23 protein-coding genes are annotated in these 20,953 nt (G+C 71.6%); 17 read left to right on the top strand and 6 right to left on the bottom strand.

What is annotated here, in order from left to right:
* Positions 1 to 123: 123 nt before the first annotated feature.
* Positions 124 to 876, bottom strand: coding sequence for a TetR/AcrR family transcriptional regulator (locus FH610_RS37995; RefSeq protein WP_139580071.1), 753 nt, complete (start codon positions 874 to 876; stop codon positions 124 to 126).
* 196 nt (positions 877 to 1,072) lie between these two features.
* On the opposite strand from FH610_RS37995, the gene FH610_RS37990 reads away from it, so the two are divergent.
* Positions 1,073 to 2,536, top strand: coding sequence for an MFS transporter (locus tag FH610_RS37990; protein WP_139580070.1), 1,464 nt, complete (start codon positions 1,073 to 1,075; stop codon positions 2,534 to 2,536).
* Between the two features lie 126 nt (positions 2,537 to 2,662).
* On the opposite strand, the gene cofC is transcribed toward FH610_RS37990, so the two are convergent.
* The gene (gene cofC, locus FH610_RS37985; protein ID WP_139580069.1) at positions 2,663 to 3,313 is read right to left on the bottom strand and encodes a 2-phospho-L-lactate guanylyltransferase; all 651 of its coding nucleotides are present in this window, start codon (positions 3,311 to 3,313) and stop codon (positions 2,663 to 2,665) included.
* 77 nt (positions 3,314 to 3,390) lie between these two features.
* On the opposite strand from cofC, the gene FH610_RS37980 reads away from it, so the two are divergent.
* From FH610_RS37980 to FH610_RS37970, 3 genes are all read left to right on the top strand, one after another.
* Positions 3,391 to 4,200 (top strand): lysophospholipid acyltransferase family protein, encoded by an 810-nt coding sequence (locus FH610_RS37980; protein ID WP_338104625.1) that lies wholly within the window; start codon positions 3,391 to 3,393, stop codon positions 4,198 to 4,200.
* Between the two features lie 53 nt (positions 4,201 to 4,253).
* Positions 4,254 to 5,261: an NAD(P)H-dependent glycerol-3-phosphate dehydrogenase gene (locus FH610_RS37975; RefSeq protein ID WP_139580068.1), complete on the top strand. Its 1,008-nt coding sequence runs from the start codon at positions 4,254 to 4,256 to the stop codon at positions 5,259 to 5,261.
* A gap of 87 nt (positions 5,262 to 5,348) precedes the next feature.
* Complete coding sequence (locus FH610_RS37970) at positions 5,349 to 6,464, top strand: D-alanine--D-alanine ligase family protein (RefSeq protein ID WP_139580067.1); 1,116 nt, start codon at positions 5,349 to 5,351, stop codon at positions 6,462 to 6,464.
* Here FH610_RS37970 and FH610_RS37965 read toward each other — a convergent pair whose 3' ends face one another.
* Positions 6,465 to 6,920, bottom strand: a complete 456-nt coding sequence (locus FH610_RS37965; RefSeq protein ID WP_139580066.1) for a DUF3515 domain-containing protein — start codon at positions 6,918 to 6,920, stop codon at positions 6,465 to 6,467.
* Between the two features lie 23 nt (positions 6,921 to 6,943).
* A complete protein-coding gene (locus FH610_RS37960; protein ID WP_030506047.1) occupies positions 6,944 to 7,177 on the bottom strand; it encodes an Lrp/AsnC family transcriptional regulator in 234 nt (77 codons plus the stop codon).
* A gap of 65 nt (positions 7,178 to 7,242) precedes the next feature.
* Between FH610_RS37960 and FH610_RS37955 the strand changes: the two genes are divergently transcribed.
* The 3 genes from FH610_RS37955 to thiD all read left to right on the top strand — a co-directional run bounded on the left by FH610_RS37955 (position 7,243) and on the right by thiD (position 10,685).
* Positions 7,243 to 8,193: a thiamine-phosphate kinase gene (locus FH610_RS37955; RefSeq protein ID WP_139580065.1), complete on the top strand. Its 951-nt coding sequence runs from the start codon at positions 7,243 to 7,245 to the stop codon at positions 8,191 to 8,193.
* A 610-nt stretch (positions 8,194 to 8,803) separates the two neighbouring features.
* Positions 8,804 to 9,811: a hypothetical protein gene (locus tag FH610_RS37950; RefSeq protein WP_139580064.1), complete on the top strand. Its 1,008-nt coding sequence runs from the start codon at positions 8,804 to 8,806 to the stop codon at positions 9,809 to 9,811.
* A gap of 76 nt (positions 9,812 to 9,887) precedes the next feature.
* Entirely contained in the window at positions 9,888 to 10,685 is a 798-nt protein-coding gene (gene thiD / locus FH610_RS37945; RefSeq protein ID WP_139580063.1) for a bifunctional hydroxymethylpyrimidine kinase/phosphomethylpyrimidine kinase, read from the top strand.
* Between the two features lie 4 nt (positions 10,686 to 10,689).
* Here the strand turns inward: thiD and FH610_RS37940 are convergent, their stop codons facing one another.
* Together FH610_RS37940 and rpmB are read right to left on the bottom strand one after the other, a co-directional pair.
* On the bottom strand, positions 10,690 to 11,550 hold the full coding sequence (locus FH610_RS37940; protein WP_240809436.1) for an NAD(P)H-binding protein: 861 nt from the start codon (positions 11,548 to 11,550) through the stop codon (positions 10,690 to 10,692).
* A 101-nt stretch (positions 11,551 to 11,651) separates the two neighbouring features.
* Complete coding sequence (gene rpmB / locus FH610_RS37935) at positions 11,652 to 11,837, bottom strand: 50S ribosomal protein L28 (RefSeq protein ID WP_079312702.1); 186 nt, start codon at positions 11,835 to 11,837, stop codon at positions 11,652 to 11,654.
* Positions 11,838 to 12,043: 206 nt separating this feature from the next.
* On the opposite strand from rpmB, the gene FH610_RS37930 reads away from it, so the two are divergent.
* The 10 genes from FH610_RS37930 to FH610_RS37885 all read left to right on the top strand — a co-directional run bounded on the left by FH610_RS37930 (position 12,044) and on the right by FH610_RS37885 (position 20,701).
* Positions 12,044 to 13,618 (top strand): DAK2 domain-containing protein, encoded by a 1,575-nt coding sequence (locus FH610_RS37930; RefSeq protein ID WP_139580062.1) that lies wholly within the window; start codon positions 12,044 to 12,046, stop codon positions 13,616 to 13,618.
* Between the two features lie 36 nt (positions 13,619 to 13,654).
* A complete protein-coding gene (gene recG, locus FH610_RS37925; RefSeq protein WP_139580061.1) occupies positions 13,655 to 15,817 on the top strand; it encodes an ATP-dependent DNA helicase RecG in 2,163 nt (720 codons plus the stop codon).
* A 402-nt stretch (positions 15,818 to 16,219) separates the two neighbouring features.
* Positions 16,220 to 16,789 (top strand): 16S rRNA (guanine(966)-N(2))-methyltransferase RsmD, encoded by a 570-nt coding sequence (rsmD, locus tag FH610_RS37920; RefSeq protein WP_139580060.1) that lies wholly within the window; start codon positions 16,220 to 16,222, stop codon positions 16,787 to 16,789.
* A 17-nt stretch (positions 16,790 to 16,806) separates the two neighbouring features.
* Complete coding sequence (gene coaD / locus FH610_RS37915; RefSeq protein ID WP_139580059.1) at positions 16,807 to 17,283, top strand: pantetheine-phosphate adenylyltransferase; 477 nt, start codon at positions 16,807 to 16,809, stop codon at positions 17,281 to 17,283.
* A gap of 70 nt (positions 17,284 to 17,353) precedes the next feature.
* Positions 17,354 to 17,908, top strand: a complete 555-nt coding sequence (locus FH610_RS37910; protein ID WP_139580058.1) for a YceD family protein — start codon at positions 17,354 to 17,356, stop codon at positions 17,906 to 17,908.
* Between the two features lies 1 nt (position 17,909).
* The gene (gene rpmF / locus FH610_RS37905; protein ID WP_030506036.1) at positions 17,910 to 18,089 is read left to right on the top strand and encodes a 50S ribosomal protein L32; all 180 of its coding nucleotides are present in this window, start codon (positions 17,910 to 17,912) and stop codon (positions 18,087 to 18,089) included.
* Positions 18,090 to 18,354: 265 nt separating this feature from the next.
* Positions 18,355 to 19,104, top strand: coding sequence for a ribonuclease III (gene rnc, locus FH610_RS37900; protein WP_139580057.1), 750 nt, complete (start codon positions 18,355 to 18,357; stop codon positions 19,102 to 19,104).
* Between the two features lie 16 nt (positions 19,105 to 19,120).
* Entirely contained in the window at positions 19,121 to 20,002 is an 882-nt protein-coding gene (gene mutM / locus FH610_RS37895) for a bifunctional DNA-formamidopyrimidine glycosylase/DNA-(apurinic or apyrimidinic site) lyase (protein ID WP_139580056.1), read from the top strand.
* A 46-nt stretch (positions 20,003 to 20,048) separates the two neighbouring features.
* Entirely contained in the window at positions 20,049 to 20,318 is a 270-nt protein-coding gene (locus tag FH610_RS37890; protein ID WP_182899574.1) for an acylphosphatase, read from the top strand.
* A 188-nt stretch (positions 20,319 to 20,506) separates the two neighbouring features.
* Positions 20,507 to 20,701, top strand: coding sequence for a hypothetical protein (locus tag FH610_RS37885; RefSeq protein ID WP_139580054.1), 195 nt, complete (start codon positions 20,507 to 20,509; stop codon positions 20,699 to 20,701).
* The last annotated feature ends 252 nt before the right edge of the window (positions 20,702 to 20,953 follow it).

Below are 20,953 nucleotides of genomic sequence, written 5' to 3'. Positions count from 1 at the left end.
CTCCCGGCAGGTTTGCCACACATCCGGCCCGACCAGCTCCCCAGCCCACTCACCCTGCACATGAGCCACTGTGGCCTCATGCCGGGAAGAACGAGGCCAGAACGCAAGATCTTCAGTGGCCTTCTAGCCCTCCCCGCTCTCCTTGCCCTCCTCATCGGGGTCCGGCTCGCCGATGTAGGAGGCGAGGCCGCGCAGGATGATCTCCACGCCGAGATCGAACCGGTAGTCGTTCGACTCGTCCACCATGATGTCGGCGAGCGCCACCAGGTTCGGGAAGCGGTCGGGCGGCAGCGAGGCGAAGTACTCGTTGACCTCGTCGCGCAGCTTGTGCCACGAGGTGTGGGTCTCGCGGTAGCGCTGCTGCCAGAGGCTCTCCTCCAGCGCGAACCCGTTGATGTACGTGGACAGCATGTCGCCGGAGATGGCCAGGACCCGTCGCGGCAGTCCGGCGGCGCCGAGGACGGCCAGCAGCCGTTCGACGTAGGGGAGCAGCTCCGGTGTGAACGGAACCTGACCCATCGTGATCTTCGCCATGTCGCGATGGCTCAGCAGCCGCTCACGCGCCTGACGGGCGAAGTCCATGACCTGCTCCCGCCAGCGCTCGGGGTCGGGCTCCGGCACCTCGTAGCCCTCGAACGTGCGGTTGTACATGAGCTGCAGCAGCTCGTCCTTGTCGCGCACGTGTACGTACAGCGCCGAGACGGCGACGCCGAGCTCGGCGGCGACCTGCCGCATGCTCAGCCGGTCGTAGCCCTCACGGTCGAGGACCGTGTAGGCGGCGTCGACGATGCGCTCACGGGTGAGGGGAACCCTGGCCGGCGTACGTCGCTTGGGCGGACGCTCCCACGGCGGTGTGGGCATGTCCGGCTGCGTCATAAGGACCTCCCGCTGTTCCGCCCATGCTAGTGAACACCGCTCCGTGTTCAGGAACACCGCTCTTGAAACGAGATATATCTTGTACGTCGAGCAAACGCGATATATCGTGGTGAACATCGAACTTGGCGCTGAACACCGATCGGTGGTAGAACAGCGCTCACTTTACTCTGAACACTGTTCATCCGAAGGAGGGGCGATGTCCGAATCCATCACGGCGGCGGCGCCGCCGGCACCGGCGACCGGAGCGCCGTACCGCTGGCGCTGGGCCGCTCTCTTCGTGATCCTCGCCGGGGAGGTCATGGACCTTCTCGACGCGATGGTCACCAACATCGCGGCGCCCGAGATGCGCGCCGACCTCGGCGGCTCCGAGGCCGTCATCCAATGGCTGGGCGCCGCCTACACGCTCTCGATGGCCGTGGGTCTGATCACCGGCGGCCGGCTCGGGGACATCTTCGGCCGCAGGCGCATGTTCCTGATCGGCGCCGCCGGGTTCACCGTGGGTTCCCTGCTGTGCGCCGTCGCCCAGTCGCCCGAGATGCTGATAGGCGCCCGGGTGATCCAGGGCCTGTTCGGCTCGGTCATGCTGCCCCAGGGCCTCGGCATGATCAAGGAAATGTTCCCGCCCGCGGAGATGGGCAAGGCGTTCGGCATGTTCGGGCCGGTCATGGGCCTGTCGGCCGTCGGCGGCCCGATCCTCGCCGGCTGGCTCGTCACCGCCGACTTCTGGGGCACGAGCTGGCGGATGATCTTCTTCATCAACCTGCCGCTGGGCCTGGCCGCGCTTGTCGCCGGGCTGCGCTTCCTGCCCGAGTCGAGGTCGCCGCGGCCGCCGCGGCTCGACCTGGCCGGCGTCGCGCTCGCGTCCGTGGGCGCCTTCCTGGTGATCTACCCGCTGGTGCAGGGCCGCGAGCACGACTGGCCCGCGTGGGCGTTCGTCATGCTCGCCGCCTCGGTGCTCGTGTTCGCCGTCTTCGCCTGGTTCCAGTCCCGCCGCAGCCGCGCGGGCGGCGACCCGCTGATCGTGCCGAGCCTGTTCCGCAAGCGCGCGTTCACCGGCGGCCTGTTCACCGGCATGGTGTTCTTCTCCGGCATGGCCGGGTTCATGCTGGCCTTCAACCTCTACTGCCAGCTGGGCCTCGGCTACTCGCCGCTCAAGGCGGGGCTCGCGATGGTCCCCTGGTCGGGCGGCATGATCCTCGGATTCGGTCTCGCGCAGGGGCTGCAGAAGTTCGGGCGCAGGCTGCTCCAGGGCGGCACCCTGGTCATGACGCTGGGCGTGCTCGGCGTCCTGCTCACGCTGAACATGGCGGGCATGCACGTCAGCCCCTGGCAGCTCACCCCCGCGCTGGTCGTCAGCGGAATCGGCATGGGCCTGCTGATGTCGCCGTTCTTCGACATCGTGCTCGCCGGCGTGGAGGAGCACGAGACGGGCTCGGCGTCCGGCACGCTGACGGCGGTGCAGCAGCTGGGCAACGCGTTCGGCGTGGCCCTGCTCGGCACGGTCTTCTTCGACCTGCTCGGCGACGTGCCCACCGCCGGGAGCTTCGACCAGGCCATGAAGATCACGCTCTGGGTGGTCGCCGGAATGCTCCTGCTCACCTTCGCCGTGTCCTTCCTCCTGCCCAAGCAGGCCCGCGAGAGCGCGGAGGCGGCCCACTGACGCGACGTCACGGGCGACCACGCCGGAGCGGGGGCTCGGCGTGGTCGCCTTTCGCGTGTCCGGCGGCGCCGCCTCCGCCGCTCACGTCCGCCCGCCGCGACCGGCGGGACGGTCGGCAGCCGTCCGCTACGGCCGGGGTGCCGTGCCGCCGAGGATCAGGGCCGCGACCTCGGCGGTCGCGGGGCCGACCCCCAGGACCAGGGCGTCGCGCAGGTCCTCCACGGTGTCCACGTCCCTGCGTACGGACGCGATCCCCGGCGGGGTCAGTTCCTTGGCCCCCCGGGACAGGTGCCTGACCCGCGACTCGCCGCCGAACCCCGGCCGGAAGGACACGCCAGGCCGCACACCGTAGAAGGTCGTCCCCACCTCGGCGGCGTCGGGGACGAACGCCTGGTCGAACTCCGGCGCCGCCGCGAGCACCGTCTCCAGCTCCGCCGGCCGCAGGGCGGGCAGGTCGGCCTGCAGGGCGCCGACGGCGTCGTCGGGCGCGAGCCGTACGGCCTCCTCCGCCCCGGTCCGCAGGGCGGTGTTCAGCCCCCGGTCGGGATCGGCCACCACGTGGGCCCCGAGCGCGGCCAGCCGCCGCGCGGGCAGCGGGTCGGCCGTCACGACCACCACGCGGGCCACCAGCGGGCACCGCAGCGCCGCCGCCACGGTGTCGGAGGCCACCGCGACCGCCAGGTCGGCCCGGTGCGGCCCGGCCGCCGCCGCGAGCCGCGTCTTGGCCCGGATCAGGGTCTTCACCGGGACCACTATTGACCATCGCGCGAGGTGCATGCCTGTAGCATCCCGCCTCGACATCGCCCTTGGCCAACCGGGAGACTTGTGCTGGATCCCGGTGATTTGGAGACCCTGTGAGCCACCCCAGCGAGCCCTCGTCCGACCCGACCACACCTGCGGCCACACCCCCGGCCACACCTGCGGCGCCCGCCCCCGCCACGGTGAGCCGGCGTGTCGGCCGGCCGCCGCGCTTCTGGGAGACGCTCGCGGTCGTCGTCGTCAAGCCGCTCTCCCGGCTGTTCGTGAAGCGGAGGTGGCGCGGCGGGGAGCACATCCCCCGCAGCGGCGGGCTGATCATCGCGGCCAACCATCTGTCGTGGTCCGACCCCGTGCTGCTCGCGCACTACCTGTACAACAACGGGCGGTGGCCGACGATCCTGGCCAAGGCGGGGATCTTCCGGATCCCCGTGCTGGGTCACGCCGTCGCCCAGCTCCAGGCCATTCCCGTCGAGCGGAACAGCACCGAGGCCACCAAGTCGCTCAAGACCGCGGAGGAACGGCTGCGGAAGGGCGCCTGCATCCTGTTCTATCCCGAGGGCACGATCACCCGCGATCCCGAGCTGTGGCCGATGGTCGGCAAGACCGGCGTCGCCCGGCTGGCCCTCGCGACCGGCGTGCCGGTCATCCCGATCGCTCACTGGGGCGCTCAGGAGCTGCTGCCGTACGGGGAGAAGAAGCCCAGGCTGCTGCCCCGCAAGACCTTCCACGTGCTGGCCGGGCCGCCGGTCGACCTGTCCAAGTACGCCGGGCAGCCCATGCGCGGCTCGGTCCTGCGCGACGCGACCGCGGACATCACGGCCGCCGTCACCGAGCTGCTCGCCGAGATTCGGGACGAGAAGGCGCCGGAGGTCCCTTATGACCCCAAGAACGCGGCCGGCGGCTGAGCGGAGCGTACGGTAAGGGAGGAGCGCGCGGAGCAAGAGGAGTGGTGCGGCCAGTGAGCAGGGCGGCTGTTTTCGGAACGGGCTCGTGGGGCACCACGTTCGCGATGATCCTCGCCGAGGCCGGCACCTCCACGACCCTGTGGGGCAGGCGGGCGGAGATCGTCGACGCGATCAACGAGACCCGGGAGAACCCCGAGTATCTGCCGGGGACGCGGCTGCCCGACACCATCCGCGCCACGACGGACCCCGCCGAGGCCATGGACGGCGCGGACTTCGTGGTCCTCGCGGTGCCGTCCCAGACGCTGCGCGCCAACCTCCAGGTATGGAAGCCCCACATCCCGCCGGGGGCCGTGCTGGTCAGCCTGATGAAGGGCGTCGAGCTCGGCACCTGCAAGCGGATGAGCGAGGTCATCTGCGAGGTGGCCGAGGTGCCGGAGCGCCGGGTGGCCGTGGTCTCCGGGCCCAACCTGGTCCCAGAACTGGCCCAGCGCCAGCCCGCCGCGGCCGTCGTCGCCTGCTCCGACGAGGAGGTGGCCGCCCGGCTCCAGGAGGCGTGCCATCTGCCGTGGTTCCGGACCTACACGAATCCGGACGTGGTGGGCGTCGAACTCGGCGGCGCGGTCAAGAACGTCATCGCGCTGGCCGTCGGAGTCGCCGTCGGCATGGGCCTGGGCGACAACGTGCGGGCGACGCTCATGACGCGGGGGCTGGCCGAGATCGCCCGGCTGGGCGCGGTGCTCGGCGCGGACCAGCACACCTTCGCCGGCCTCGCCGGGATGGGCGACCTCGTGGCCACCTGCACCTCGCCGCTGTCGCGCAACCGCACCTTCGGCGAGAACCTGGGCCGCGGCATGACGATGGCCGAGGTCGTCGCCGCCACGAAGCAGACGGCCGAGGGGGTGAAGTCGTGCGAGTCGGTGCTCGAACTGGCCAGGAAGCACGACGTGGAGATGCCCATCACCGAGGTGGTCGTCGGCGTCGTCCACGACGGCATGACCCCCGGTGAGGCCGCCGTGCTGCTGATGTCGCGTACTCCCAAGCCGGAGCGCTACGGCGTCTGACCAGGGTCTGATCGGGGATAACGGACCTCCGCGACGCGCGCGGCTGACAAGCCGTTTTGCGTCTCGAACACGGTAGATTCGGGCATCATGAATGAGGATCGCGAGTCCCCGTCACGCGTGCGCGTGGCAGTCGTCTTCGGCGGCCGCAACTCCGAGCACGCCGTCTCCCTGATGGGCGCAGGCAGTGTGCTGGAGGCCATCGACCGGTCGAAGTACGAGGTCATCCCCATCGGCATCGCCCAGGACGGGCGCTGGGTGCTGGCGTCGGGCAACCAGTCCTACGCGATCGAGTCCGGCCGCCTGCCCGTCGTGGACGACTCCGGCACGGCGCTCGCGCTCCCGGGAGACTCCGGCGCCCTCGTGGCCCTCGAATCCGGTGAGATCCCGCGCGCGCTCGGCCGGGTGGACGTCGTGTTCCCCATGCTGCACGGGCCGTTCGGCGAGGACGGGACGATCCAGGGCCTGCTGGAGATGGCCGGTGTCCGCTACGTGGGCTCCGGTGTGCTGGCCAGCGCGGTCGGCATGGACAAGGCGTACATGAAGCTCGTGCTGCGCGCCGCCGGGCTGCCGGTCGGCCCGTTCGTGGTCGTACGCGACCGCGACTGGCGGCTCGACCGCGGCCGGGTGCTCAAGGAGATCGAGGAACTGGGCTGGCCGGTGTTCGTCAAGCCGTCCAGGGCCGGGTCGTCGCAGGGCATCTCCAAGGCGCACGACCCCGAGTCGCTGGAGGCGGCGATCGAGGTCGCCCGCGAGCACGACCCGAAGGTGCTGGTCGAGGCCGCCATCGTCGGCCGGGAGATCGAGTGCGCGGTGCTGGAGTCGCTCGGCGACGCCGCTCCCGAGGCGAGCGTCCCCGGCGAGGTGCTCGTCCGTGGCGACCGCGAGTTCTTCGACTTCGAGGCCAAGTACTACCCCGACCAGATGGCGCTCCAGGCGCCGGCCGACATTCCGGCCGAGGTGGCGGAGACGCTGCGGGCCATGGCCGTGCGCGCGTTCGAGGCGCTCGGCTGCGAGGGCCTGTCGCGGGTCGACTTCTTCTACACGCCGTCAGGCGAGCTGATCGTCAACGAGATCAACACCATGCCGGGCTTCACGTCGCTGTCGGTCGCGCCGCAGCTGTGGGCCGCCACCGGCCTGCCGTACGCCGGCCTGGTCGAGCGGCTGATCCAGCTCGCGCTGCGCCGGCGCGCGGGTCTGCGGTAGCTACTCCGGGACGCTCGACTTGATCGGCTCGGCCAGGTCGACCAGCACGGCCCCGGCCTGGTGCTCCTGCCCGATCGTCACCTCGACGTACGCGACCCGGTTGGTGGACGTGAACAGCGTCGGCCGGCGCGGGTCCTGGAACCAGCCGACGCCGTTGATGTCGGCGACCTCCGCCGTCGGCTCCATCGCGGCCGGCCGGGGCACGCCGCAGCGCAGGGCGATCTGGCCGTCACCCCAGACGGCGACGTACGGCGAGGGAGGCTCGGAGTCGGCCCGGTCGAGCCCGTCGAGCGTCTTCGGCAGCGCCGCGTCGAGCTTGCGACAGGCCGCCGCCGCCTCGCCGGTGGGCGTGGGCGGCTCCACATGGACGGTGGACGAGCAGCCGGTGAGCAGGGCGAGCGCCGCCAGGGCCGTGCCTGCCAGCGCGGCGCGTACGGGCCCCTTCGCCTCTCGCATCGTCTCCCCGGCTCGTGTTCCGCTCAGATGTGGACGATCGGACACGTCAGAGTACGGGTGATGCCGTGCACTGCCTGGATCTGGGCCACCACGAGCTTGCCGAGCTCGTCCACGTTGTTGGCCTGGGCGCGGACGATCACGTCGTAGGGGCCGGTGACATCCTCGGCCTGTGTCACCCCGGGGATGGAGGAGATCTCCTCGGCCACGTTGGCGGCCCTGCCGACCTCGGTCTGGATAAGGATGTAGGCCTGCACCATGACGTCCTCCGGGTAGAGATCAGTGCCGGAGCGTAACCGTACCTCGAATGCACTAGGGGTGTGCTATCACAGTCGGAGATCTCGGCGAATTCGGAGTAATTCAGCGGATATCGGGACGCCTTCCGCGGACCGCGGCCGTACTTCTGGGCCCCGGCGACGACGCCGCGATCCTGAAGGCTCCCGACGGGCGGGTTGTCGTGAGCACGGACCTGCTGATCGAGGGTAGGCACTTCCGCCGCGACTGGTCGAGTGGCTACGACATCGGCCGTAAGGCGGCGGCGCAGAATCTTTCCGACATCGTTGCCATGGGGGCCGATCCCACCGCCCTCGTGGTCGGCCTGGGGCTGCCCGCGGACATCGGAGCCGACTGGCTGGACGCCCTGACCGACGGCTTCCGTGACGAGTGCGACCTGGTGGGGGCGACCGTGGCGGGGGGCGACATCGCCCGCTCGGAGACCGTCGTCCTCGGCGTGACCGCGCTGGGCGACCTCGGCGGCCGGTCCCCGGTGACCCGGTCGGGCGCGCGTCCGGGCGACGTGGTCGCGGTGGCCGGCCGCCTCGGCTGCGCGGCGGCCGGCCTGGCCCTGCTCGGAGCGGGCGTGACCGGCGGTTCCCCGGATCTGGTGACCCTGCTGGAGGCGCACCGCCGTCCCCGGCCGCCGTACCCCTGCGGTCCGCGGGCCGCACTGCTCGGCGCGACGGCGATGCTCGACGTCAGCGACGGCCTGCTGCAGGACCTCGGTCACGTCGCCGACGCGAGCGGCGTGGCCGTCGAACTGGACGCCGCCGCTCTGCCCGTGCCGGAGGCGCTGTCCGCGGCGGCGCGCGAACTCGGCGCGGACCCCCTGGAGTGGGTGCTGACCGGCGGTGACGACCACGCCCTGGCCGCGACGTTCCCTCCGGAGGTACGGCTGCCGCCCGAGTGGACGCGTATAGGGGCGGTCACGGAGGGTGGCGGAGTGCGGGTAGACGGGCAGACCTGGGTCAAAGGGGGATGGGATCACTTCCGTGCTTGATGTGAAATTTGTGACATAGGCGTATTAGATCTGTTATTAAGTATGGCGGTCGGCAACAGGAAGGACCGTCATGGGCCGTCACACGGCAGGACGCAGGGAACGGGAGGGGCAGCCCTCCCCGGCTCAGGACGACCCTTCGGAGAGGGGTGCCGGCCCGGACCACCTGGCCTTCCGTCCGCCGGCGACGCCGGAGGACACCCCGCAGACCTCTCCCGGGCTCGGTCGCTTCGGGCCGCGGCCGAGCGGCGGGGACGCGCCCTGGCCGGCGCCGCCTTCGGAGACGACCGCTGGCGGTGTGACAACCGGTGGCCCCATGACAACCGGTGGCCCTGTGATGACCGGTGGAGCCGTGCCGTGGCCCGTGCCGCCGTCGGAGGCGACGACCCGGATGTTCGCCGCCCTGTCGCCCGAGAGGCTGGAGTCCGAGAGCCTTAGTTCCGGGAGCCCGAGTTCCGGGAGCCTGAATTCTGGGAGCCTGGGGTCCGGGAGGCCGGCGCCGCCGGAGCGGCGGGCACCGTCCGAGCGTCTGGTGACGTCCGCGGGCGCCGGGGACGGCGGCCTTCCCGGGCAGGACCGGGACTGGGATGACCGGGCGAAGCAGCCGAGACGGATGCGGCGACTGGCGCTCGTGTCGGGGCTGTCGGTGCTGCTGGCCGTGGGCGTCACGGCCGGCGGCGCGCGGCTGATCGCCGGGCGGACCTCCCTGAGCATGGAGCAGCCGACGACGGCCTGTCCGACCTCGGAGAACTGCGCCGCCGCGGACGGGCCGTACGGAACGTCCGGCTCCGGCCAGGCCCTCGGCGAGACGCCCGCCCCGGGCGATCCGACCGGCGACCCGGCCCAGAACGGCCAGGGGGACTCCGGCAAGACCGGTGTCGATCAGGGTGGAACAGGCCAGAACGACACGGGGAAGAACTCGGCGGCTCCTCAGGCCACGCCGGTTTCCACGACGGCCTCGAAGGGCCGGGATCGCGACCACGCGTCCGCCCGTACGCGCACCCCGTCCACCGCCGCCCCGCGCGCGTCGGCCCACCCGTCTCCACGGGTGGGCGATGCTTCCGCCGCCGTCACGGCCGCCCCGGACGACACGGACACCGCGTCGGATGGCGGCGCGACTCCCGGTGAGACCGCGCTGGACGACACCGACAACACCGGGGACGCCGGGGACACCGCGGGCACGGACGGGGCCGGCGCCGGCCCCAACCACACGACCGGCCCCAACCACACGACCGGCCCCAACCACACGACCGGCACGAACACGGCGTGGACGAGATCCGCTCTCGCCGGCGGCGGTCCGGCGGTGCGGGTGCGGTTCACGGTGACAGACCGTGACGAGAGCGGATACGCGGCCCGGATCGCCGTACGCAACGAGGGACCGGCCCTGCCCGCATGGACCATCCGGCTGGCCGTCGGCGGGCAGGTGACCGCGGTCGAGGGGGCGGACTGGCGGCAGCAGGGCGACACCCTGACCCTGAGCTCGCAGGCCGCGCTGGACGAGGGCGGCACGCTGACGCTGACCGTCCACGCGGACGGCGCGTCGGCCGCACCCGCCGACTGCGTGCTCTCCGAGGGGCGATGCGAGGTGACCGGCCCCGGCCCGTCCCGGCGCGGCGACTGACCGCTCTCATCGGGTCCGCCCGGATGGGGATGGGGCGTTTTCGGGGGAGCGGCGGGCGTTTTGGTTGGATGGGCGCATGACCACCCCACCACGTGTCCTGACCATCGCGGGCTCGGACTCCGGCGGCGGCGCCGGCATCCAGGCCGACCTGAAGACCATGCTGGCCCTCGGCGTGCACGGCATGAGCGTCATCGCGGCCGTGACGGCGCAGAACTCACTGGGCGTGCAGGGCTACTGGGAACTGCCCCCGGAGGCGGTGCGGGCACAGCTCGACTCGGTCCTCGGCGACATCGGAGCCCAGGCGATCAAGACGGGCATGCTGGCGTCGTCCGTGCTGGTGGAGACCGTCGCGGAGGTGCTCGCGGGCGTGACCGCGCCCGTCGTGGTCGATCCGGTCGGCGTGTCCAAGCACGGCGACAGCCTGCTCGCGCCGGAGGCCGTGGAGACCGTCAAGAGCGTGCTGCTGCCGACCGCGACCGTGGTCACCCCCAACCTGTGGGAGGTCGAGCAGCTCACGGGCGTCAAGGTCGAGGACGAGGACGACCTGCCCCGCGCCGCCGAGGCCGTGCTGACCCTCGGCCCGAAATGGGCGCTGATCAAGGGCGGTCACCTCCCCGGGGAGCCGGTCGACCTGCTCACCGACGGGTCGAGCGCGCACCGCTTCACGGCCGAGCGGCACGACAACCGGCACACCCACGGCACCGGCTGCACGCTCGCCTCGGCGATCGCGTCGTACCTCGCTCTCGGCGATGACGTGCCCGGCGCCGTACGGCGGGCCAAGGAGTACGTCACGGGCGCGATCGCGCACGGCTTCCCGCTGGGCGCGGGCATCGGTCCCGTGGACCACGGCTGGCGGATGCGGGGGGACGCCTGAGTCGTCAGCGGAAGTCGGCCGCGTGGTCGGCGGCCCATTCCCGGAATGTTCGCGCGGGCCTTCCGACGATCTCTTCCACCGTCGAGGTGATCAGGTCGGAGCGGGGTCGTCGCGTGCTCGCCAGCAGTGCCTCGACCAGGGCGGGCGGCCTTCCGTCCGCGAGCATCCGCTCCCGAGCCATCTCCACGGGGACCTTCTCGAAGCGCAGCGGACGGCCGATCGCCTCTCCGATCAAGCGGACCTGGTCGGCCCTGCTCACCACCTGTGGTCCGGTCAGCACGTGCGTGGCGCCCACGTGCCCGTCGCCGGTCAGCACGCGTGCCGCCACGGCCGCGACGTCGGCCTGGTGCACCACCGCCGTGGGGGCGATGTCGGGGCCGCGTACGACACCGTCCTGCCGGATCTGCCCGGCCCACCCCAGCGCGTTGGAGGCGATCGTGTCGGCACGCAGGACGGTCCACTCCAGGCCCGATGCCTCGATGAGGCTCTCCATGTCGGCGTGGAGCTGGTTGATCGGATCGGTCTGCCGCCCGGCGTCCTCGTTCACGCCTGACGACGACAGGTAGACGAGGCGGCGGGCGGAGCCCGCGATCGTGGCGAGGACGGCCGGCGCGCCCTCGGACGTGAGGAAGGGCCATACCAGGAACACCGTCGTGATCCCGCTCAGCGCCCTTTCCAGGGTTTCGGGCTCGGACAGGTCTCCTGTCGCGATCTCCACGCCTTGCGGCAGGCGGGTCGTCCGGGCGTCGCGGACGAACGCGCGCACCGGGACACCGGCGGACATGAGCTGAGCGGCGACTTCCCGGCCGACGTTGCCGGTCGCGCCCGTGACGAGAATCTGGGCCATGACCGTGATCAACCGCACCGTGCCGGGGATATTCCGGTGCTTATCCTCGCCGTCGCCGGTCACGGGAGCGCGAGAGCCCGCCACCGATCCGGTGGCGGGCTCTCGAGGGAGTCAGACGATCAGCGCGAGACCTTGCCCGCCTTGATGCAGGAGGTGCAGACGTTCATCCGCTTCGGCGTCCCGTTGACCACCGCGCGCACGGTCTGGATGTTGGGGTTCCAGCGGCGGCGGGTGCGGCGGTGCGAGTGGGAGATGTTGTTGCCGAAAATCGGCTTCTTGGCGCAGACGTCGCAGACGGAAGCCACGGTAATCGCTCCTTTGAATCAGTCGATCGGCCCGGCGCCGGTGCAGCGGCTCATCCGAGCAATGCCGGGACAACCGGCTGGCCACACGAGGATATCCGATGTTCGCCGGTGCACGCCAAACGGGACTCCGGCGAACGGGGATAGTCTCGTACCCGCCAACGGTAGCGCATCGAGGGGCTGGAGCGCGCGGAAGGAAGGTCGGCCTGATGCTCAAGGTGCTCGATCCCCCCGCGGTGCGCCGCTGGTCGCGCCACTGCGCGGCGGCCCTCGGCCGGGCCAGGGCGGAGATCGACGCGCTCAACGTGTTCCCCGTGCCCGACGGGGACACCGGCACGAACCTGCACCTCACGATCCTGTCGGCGGCCGAGGCGGTGGACGCGCTGCCCGGCGACGCGGACGCGGGCGCCACGTGGGAGGCCCTGACGCGCGGGGCCCTGCTCGGCGCGCGGGGCAACTCCGGGGTGATCGTCAGCCAGGCCGTCAGGGGCATGGGCGAGGTGCTCGGGCGCGCGCAGGGAGGCGGCGCCGACCTGCGCGACGGCCTCACGAGGGCGGCCGAGATGGCCAGGGCGGCGGTGGTCCGGCCGGTGGAGGGCACGGTGCTGAGCGTGCTGTCGGCCGCGGCGCACGCCGTACGCGACGCGCCCGACGACCTGACCGAGGTGGCCTGCCGGGCGGCGGACGAGGCGCGGCGGGCCCTGCGCCGTACGACGGGTCAGCTCGGCGTGCTGTCCCGCAACGGCGTGGTGGACGCGGGCGCGGCCGGGCTGGTGATCATGCTGGAGAGCCTGGCCGAGGTGGTGACCGAGGCGTACAGCGAGCGGCACGAGGTGCCTGCCCCGGCCGGGCGGATCGCGCCGCAGGAGCTCGGGCGGCGGGACGAGGGCGGCCCCGGTTACGAGGTCATGTACCTCCTGGACGCGGGCGCGCACGAGGTGGACCGGCTGAGGGGCGAGCTCGACGCGCTGGGGGACAGCCTGGTGATCGTCGGCGGGGAGGGTCTGTGGAACGTCCACGTCCACGTGGACGACGCGGGCGCGGCGATCGAGGCCGGGCTGCGGGCGGGACGTCCGCATCGGATCAAGGTGACCTACCTCGGGGGACGGCCGCACGAGCCGGGCCCGGCGAGGGGCGTCGTCGCGGTCGCCGCAGGGGACGGCCTGGCGGCCCTGTTCCGGGAGGCGGGAGCGGTGGTCGTGCGGCGCGAGCCTGGCTCGGCCCCGACGGCGGCGGCCCTGCTGCGGGCCGTCCGCGAGGCCGGGACCGAGGTCGCGGTGCTGCCCAACGACGCGGCCGTGCACGACGTCGCCGCGGCCGCCGCGGAGATCGCCAGGGAGGAGGGCGTGACGGTCAGCGTCCTGCCCACCCGGGCGTCGGTGCAGGGCCTGGCCGCGCTGGCCGTGCACGACCCGCTGCGCCGCTTCGACGACGACATCGTGGCGATGACCGACGCCGCCGGGCACACCCGCCACGGGCACGTGTGGGTGGCCGATCGCGAGGCGATGACCAGTGCCGGGATCTGCCGCCCCGGTGACGTGCTCGGGGTGGTGGACGGCGAGGTCGCGCTGATCGGCGCGGACCTGGCCGCGACCGCGGTGGGGGTCGTCCGGCGCCTGGTCTCCGGCGGCAGCGAGATGGTCACGCTCGTCACCGGCGCCAGGGCGCCCGAGGTGCTCCTGCCGGCGGTACGCCACCACCTGGAGCGCGTCCGCCCGGACCTGGAGATCGTCGTGTACGAGGGCGGGCAGGGCGGCTATCCCCTTCTGATCGGCGTCGAGTAGCCGGATTGTCGGCCTGTACGGGTAGGAATTGGTGTCGTGACGAGCTTCGACGAGCCGCTCAAGAAGGTGGTCGGCAGGTCGGCCGCCCCGCTGGAGAGCGCGCTGGGCATCAGCACGGTCGGTGAACTGCTGCGCCACTATCCGCGGCGCTACGCGCAGCGGGGGGAGCTGACGCCCATCGCGTCGCTGGAGCACGACGAGCACGTCACCGTGGTGGCCAAGGTGTCGTCCGCCGTGCGCAGGCCGATGAAGAACCGGCAGGGCACCTGGCTCGACATCGAGGTGACCGACGGCAAGGAGAAGCTGCACCTGGCCTTCTTCGGCAAGGGCGCCTACGTCGCCGAGCAGCGGCTCACGCCGGGCACCGAGGCGATGTTCTCCGGCAAGGTCGGCGTCTTCGTCGGCGGGAGGACCAGGCGCGTCTCGCTCACCCATCCCGAGTACGAGTCGTTCGACGAGACGGAGGAGACGGCCGAGGAGTTCGCCTCCGCGCTGGTGCCGATCTACCCCTCCGCCCAGGGGCTGCCGAGCTGGAAGATCCGCCGGGCCGTGCGCACGGTGCTCGACGTGCTCAGCCTGGACGACCCGGTGCCCGCCGAGATACGGGAGCGGCTGGGGCTGCTGCCGATCGAGGAGGCGCTGCGGCGCGTGCACCGGCCCCGCAGCCAGGCGGACGTCGCCCGGTCGCACGACCGGTTGAAGTTCGACGAGGCGTTCGTCCTGCAGGCCGTCCTGGTGCGGCGGCGCATGGCCGCGTCCGCCTGGCTCGCCATGGCCCGCCCCGGGCGTGACGACGGGCTGCTGCGCGAGTTCGACAAGCGGCTGCCGTTCCAGCTCACCGAGGGGCAGCGGCAGGTCGGCGAGGAGATCGCCGCCGACCTCGCCCGTGAACACCCCATGCACCGGCTCCTGCAGGGCGAGGTCGGCGCGGGCAAGACCGTGGTCGCGCTGCGCGCGATGCTCCAGGTGGTCGACTCCGGCGGGCAGGCCGTGCTGCTCGCCCCCACCGAGGTCCTCGCCCAGCAGCACCACCGGTCGATCGTGAACATGCTGGGCGATCTCGCGGCCGGCGGGATGTTCGGCGGGACCGCGGTCGCGCTGCTCACCGGCTCGATGGGGGCCGCCGCGCGGCGGAGCGCGCTGCTCGACGCGGCCTCCGGCGCGGCCGGCATCGTGATCGGCACCCACGCCGTGCTCCAGGAGCACGTCCAGTTCGCCGACCTCGGGCTGGTCGTGGTGGACGAGCAGCACAGGTTCGGCGTCGAGCAGCGCGACGCCCTGCGCGAGAAGGGCGGCGGCGGACGCCCCCACGTGCTGGTCATGACGGCGACGCCGATCCCGCGAACGGTGGCCATGACCGTGTTCGGCGACCTGGAGGTCTCCACGCTGTCCCAGCTTCCCTCGGGCCGGGCCCCGATCACCACTCACGTGGTGCCCGCCGCGGAGAAGCCCCACTTCCTCGACCGCGCCTGGCAGCGGGTCCGGGAGGAGGTCGGCCTGGGCCGCCAGGCGTACGTGGTGTGCCCGCGCATCGGCGACCAGGAGGGCGACGAGGGCGACCTGGCGAAGGACGACGACGAGCGCAGGCCGCCCCTGGCGGTCCTCGACGTCGCGCGCATGCTCGGGGAGGGGCCGCTGGCCGGCCTGCGGATTCAGGCGCTGCACGGCAAGCTCGCACCCGAGGACAAGGACGCGGCGATGCGCGCCTTCGCCCGGGGCGAGATCGACGTCCTGGTCGCGACCACGGTCATCGAGGTCGGCGTCGACGTCCCCAACTCGTCGGTGATGGTCATCATGGACGCCGACCGCTTCGGCGTCTCCCAGCTCCACCAGTTGCGCGGCCGGGTGGGCCGGGGCGGCCTGCCCGGGCTGTGCCTGCTCGTGAGCGAGGCCCCGGAGGGCACCCAGGCGCGCCGCAGGCTCGACGCGGTGGCCGCGACGCTGGACGGGTTCGAGTTGTCCCGTGTGGACCTGGAGCAGCGCCGGGAGGGCGACGTGCTCGGCGCCGCCCAGTCGGGGCGCAGGTCATCGCTCAAGCTGCTGCAGCTTCTGCGCGACGAGGACGTGATCGAGAGCGCCCGGGCCGAGGCGACCGCGCTGCTGTCCGCCGATTCCACGCTGTCGGCCCACCCGGCGCTGCGCGCCGAGATCGACACCATGGTCGCCGACGAACGCGCCGAGTTCCTCGAAAAAGCGTGACCGCCGGCGCGAGGGCGGAAATTGAAACGGGCGCCGTGTGAACACGACGCCCGTTGACGACCCAGGGCCCAGCCTTGGGACGGCCTCCCCCCGAATGCCGCCCCCGGCTGGGCCCGCCCTCGGGTCAGGTGCCGAGGGCGCCGACGTGCGGAAGGGCTCACGACCACGCCGGTCGGCCTTCCCCTGGGTCACCGTGAAGGCCGCAGAACTCATGATGCGCATGTGACGGAGCCCGCGATACGGCTCTTACTCATTCGTCGCCGCCGCTTGCCCACTCTTGACCTCGTGCCCCTCCCGCCAATCTTTGCCAACGGGCAAACCTTGTCGGTCGCGGCACTGGCGATCTTCCGGCCCCTTCGCCCGCCGTGCCGGGAAGGCCGTCGCGGGCGGGACAATGAAGGCGTGACGCGGGTGATCGCAGGGACGGCGGGGGGACGCAGGCTGGCCGTCCCGCCGGGGAGATCGACCAGGCCGACGAGCGACCGCACCCGGGAGGGCCTGTTCGCCACCGTCGGCTCCGCCCTCGGGCCGCTGGACGGGATCCGGGTCCTCGACCTGTACGCCGGGTCGGGCGCCGTCGGACTCGAGGCGCTGAGCAGGGGGGCGGCCCACGCGCTGCTGGTCGAGTCGGACGCCAGGGCCGCACGCACGATCCGGGAAAACATCACGTCGCTCGGGCTGCCGGGGGCGTCCCTGCGGGCCGACAAGGTCGAGCGGGTGGTGGGCCGGCCGTGCGAGGAGCCGTACGACTTCGTCTTCGCCGATCCGCCCTACGCCGTCTCCGACGAGGCGGTCTCCCGGGTGCTGACGGCGCTGCGCGACAACGGCTGGCTGGCGGAGGGTGCGCTTGTCGCCGTCGAGCGGGAGTCGAGGGGTAAGGACCTGGTGTGGCCCGCGGGTTTCACGGAAGACAGGGTCCGTCGATACGGCGAAGCGGCCGTTTGGTACGGTCGCGCAGCCGGGAACCCGTGAATCTATGGGGGTGCGCCTTGCGTCGTGTCGTCTGCCCGGGGTCGTTCGATCCCGTGACCAACGGTCATCTGGACATCATCGGCCGGACGTCACGGCTGTATGACGAGGTCGTCGTGGCCGTGCTCATCAACATCGAGAAGCACAGCCTGTTCACCGTCGACGAGCGCATCGAGATGCTCCAGGCGGTGACGAAGGAGTACGGCAACATCCGGGTCGAGAAGTTCCACGGCCTGCTGGTCGACTTCTGCAGGCAGCAGGGCATCCCGGCCATCGTGAAGGGCCTGCGCGCGGTCAGCGACTTCGACTACGAGCTGCAGATGGCCCAGCTCAACTACCGGATGTCGGGCGTCGAGACGCTGTTCATGTCCACCAACCCCGAGTACTCCTTCCTGTCGTCCAGCAGGCTCAAGGAGATCGCCCGGTACGGCGGGGACGTGTCCGGCCTGGTCCCCGACCTCGTCCACCAGTTGCTCGTGGAGCGGCTCAGGGGCTGAACCTGAGCTGGTATTCTTGCCTTTCAGCCTTGCACGACGGCGGTGATTCGCCATGCCTAACGAGAGCAGGATGAGTCTGCACAGCCTCGATCCCCGAGCCCCCTGGGTGATATCCACCCACGACCTGGGGCGCCGACCGGGATCGATGCGCACGCTCAGCCCGGTCCTCCCGGCACCGGCGGACCTCGCGGTCGGAATGATCGGCGTTCCCAAGGACGCCGACGTCGAGCTGGACATCCGGCTCGAGGCGGTGATGGAGGGCGTGCTCGTCACGGGCACGGCGCAGACTCCCCTGACGGGGGAGTGCTCGCGCTGCCTGGACCCGTTGACCTCGGAGATCGAGGTCGACTTCCAGGAGCTCTACTTCTACTCGGCGGAGGACGCCGCAGAGGACGATCTGCTCCTCGACGGCGAACTGCTCGATCTCGAGCCGGTATTCCGTGACGCGGTGGTGCTCGCACTGCCGCTGAGCCCGGTGTGCGGTGAGGACTGCCCCGGTCTGTGTGCGGAGTGCGGGATCAGGCTGGCGGAGGCCGGCCCTGACCACCGGCACGAAACGATCGACGCCCGCTGGGCGACGCTGCAGGGTTTGGTTGTGGAACAGGAAGACGATCAGGAGGGTTGACGTGGCCGTCCCCAAGCGGAAGATGTCGCGGAGCAACACCCGCGCCCGCAGGTCCCAGTGGAAGGCGGCGGCGGTCGCACTCGTGAGCTGCCCGCAGTGCCGCTCGCCCAAGCGCCCGCACGTGGCGTGCCCGACCTGCGGCACCTACAACCGCCGTCAGGTCGTCGAGCCGTCGGCCTGATCGCGCGGTAAGGGAACGTCGGGACGCCGGCCGGATCGTCAAAACGAGCCGGTCGGCGTTACCGTGCTTCAAAGGGTTACCGTTCTCCAAAGGAACGTGCGGTGGCGGTTGGACGGTACGCACCGACATGCACGCCCGCGGCCGTGGTGGGCGCCGGGGCCATCGGCTCCCGGCGGACCGGCGTCCACCACGCCTTCGGGCCTTCGGCCGGTCCACCTGCCTCCCGTGCACGGCCCTGCCTGCACCTAGGAGTTGGGAGGAATTCATGGCCGCACCGTCTGTAAAGCCCGTGCCCGTCGAGGTCGCGAGGGACGAGCTGTTCCAGACTCTGGATGTCCGGCTCAGCACCGGCATCCTCGAGCGGGCGCTGACGCACCGCTCATACGCGTATGAGAACGGCGGGCTGCCGACGAACGAGCGCCTGGAGTTCCTGGGCGACTCGGTGCTGGGTCTCGTGGTGACGGACACGTTGTTCCGCAACCACCCGGACCTGCCCGAGGGCCAGCTCGCCAAGCTGCGCGCCGCCGTGGTCAACATGCGGGCGCTCGCGGACGTCGCCAGGACGCTCGACCTCGGCAAATACCTGCGGCTGGGCCGCGGCGAGGAGGGCACGGGCGGCCGGGACAAGTCATCCATCCTGGCCGACACGCTGGAGGCCCTGATCGGCACGGTGTACGTCGACAAGGGCCTGGACGAGGCGTTCCGCGTCGTCCACCTGCTGTTCGACCCGCTCATCACGCGGTCGGCGTCGCTGGGCGCCGGGCTCGACTGGAAGACGTCCCTGCAGGAGCTCACCGCCGCCGAGATGCTCGGCGTGCCGGAGTATCACGTGGACGAGAGCGGGCCCGACCACGCCAAGTCGTTCTCCGCGACCGTGCGCGTGGGCGGCAAGGAGTACGGCAAGGGCTCCGGGCGCAGCAAGAAGGAGGCCGAGCAGCAGGCGGCCGAGGCGGCCTGGACCGCGATCCGCGCGCTGCGCGACGCCCGCGAGGGCGCCGGTCCCGTACGCGCCTGAGCCCGGGAGACGGCGCATGCCCGAACTGCCCGAGGTCGAGGTCGTCCGCAGGGGCCTGGAGAGCTGGGTCGCCGGCCGGACGGTGGCCGCGGCCGAGGTCCTGCACCCCCGGGCGGTCCGCCGCAACGTCGGCGAGCTGCCCGCCCAGCTCAAGGGCCGCACACTGGCGTCGGCCGAGCGGCGCGGCAAATACCTGTGGCTGCCCCTGCGGGACGGCGCCTCCGGCGAGGAGGAGCCCGGTGAGGCGCTGATCGCCCATCTCGGCATGAGCGGCCAGCTTCTCGTCGTGGACCCGCTGTCGCCCATCGAGAAGCACCTGCGCGTGCGCATGGGCTTCACCGACGGCGGCCTGGAGTTACGCTTCGTCGACCAGCGCACCTTCGGGCACCTCCTGGTGGCGCCCATGGCCGCGGGGCGGGGTCGGCCGGTGCCCGAGCCGATCGCGCACATCGCCGCCGACCCGCTCGAGGACGCCTTCGACGACGCGGAGTTCGCCGTACGGCTGCGGCTGCGCCGTACGGGGATCAAGCGGGCGCTGCTCGACCAGTCGCTGATCAGCGGGGTGGGCAACATCTACGCGGACGAGGCGTTGTGGCGCGCGCGCCTGCATTGGGCGCGGCCGACGGAGACGCTGACCCGGCCGAAGATCACCGAACTGCTGGCGGCGGTCCGCGCGGTCATGACCGAGGCGCTGGGGCAGGGCGGCACGTCCTTCGACAGCCTCTACGTGAACGTCAACGGCGAGAGCGGCTACTTCGACCGCTCGCTCGCCGTGTACGGCAGGCGGGACGAGCCCTGCCGCCGCTGCGGGACGCCCATCCGGCGGGAGGCGTTCATGAACAGGTCCTCCTACAGCTGCCCGAAGTGCCAGCCCCGACCGAGGAACGCCCGCCCTTAGGGACCCCCGCCTGTGGCGGCCGAAGTCGATCTGGATACTTGTAGGCGTGGTTCGGTTGACGGCATGGGTCCGGGGACGGGTGCAGGGTGTGGGGTTCCGCTGGTGGACCCGTGCCCGCGCACTGGAGCTCGGGCTCGTCGGGTGGGCCTCGAACCTCGCCGACGGGAGGGTCGAGGTCGTCGCCGAGGGCCCGAGGGAGTCGTGCGAGCGGCTCCTGTCGTTGTTACGCACCGGAGACACGCCCGGCCGTGTTGAGGGGGTGGTCGAGCGCTGGAGCGATGCGAAGAGAGGTATCGCCGGGTTTGTCGAGAGGTAGGGCTTCCCTCAAACCCCTCAAATCCGGTATATTTATCTAGCGAGAGTGCCCACCGGCACGCCTGTGCGGAGCGTTCAACTTGACCGTCTCCATTGCCGGTGCGACTCTTGAGAGGAACCACGCGCACCCCTCCCGCGGCATGAAGTGCGCGAACCAGTCTGGTCACTCAGCGTGGAGGACCCTTTACTATGGCGAAGGCTCTACTCGGCCACGTCGGCGGTCCTGACCCTCGGATGATCTCGGAAATGCGCCGTCTCCAGCAGCGCATCCGCGACCTCGAGGCAGAACTCACCCGGCTCCAGGCCCAGAACGACGCGCTCTCGGCGCAAACTCGTGACGAGGCCCTGGTCCGGCTGCAGGATCGCGAGCCGGCTCTCACCTGAGGGACCGGCAGGAACGGGAAAGGATTGTAGGGACGCCCCGCAAAGGCGTCCCTTGCCATTTCCGCCGTCGTTCCCCGGCAATTGATTCGACGGCTAACCGATCACAAACAACGGGCCGTGGGCGGGATGGGTGAACCGCCCGGCTTGCCTTACCCATATTCGTTTCCCAGGCGGGCCGCCGGTGCCTATCCCCGCGTACCCGGCCCTCGGGAGCTGTAGTCTTTCCCCCCGAACGCCAGGCGGCACCGAGGG

The sequence above is a fragment of the Microbispora catharanthi genome (genome assembly GCF_006334915.2).
GTDB lineage: Bacteria > Actinomycetota > Actinomycetes > Streptosporangiales > Streptosporangiaceae > Microbispora > Microbispora catharanthi.
This window is presented reverse-complemented; position numbering and strand designations above follow the sequence as displayed.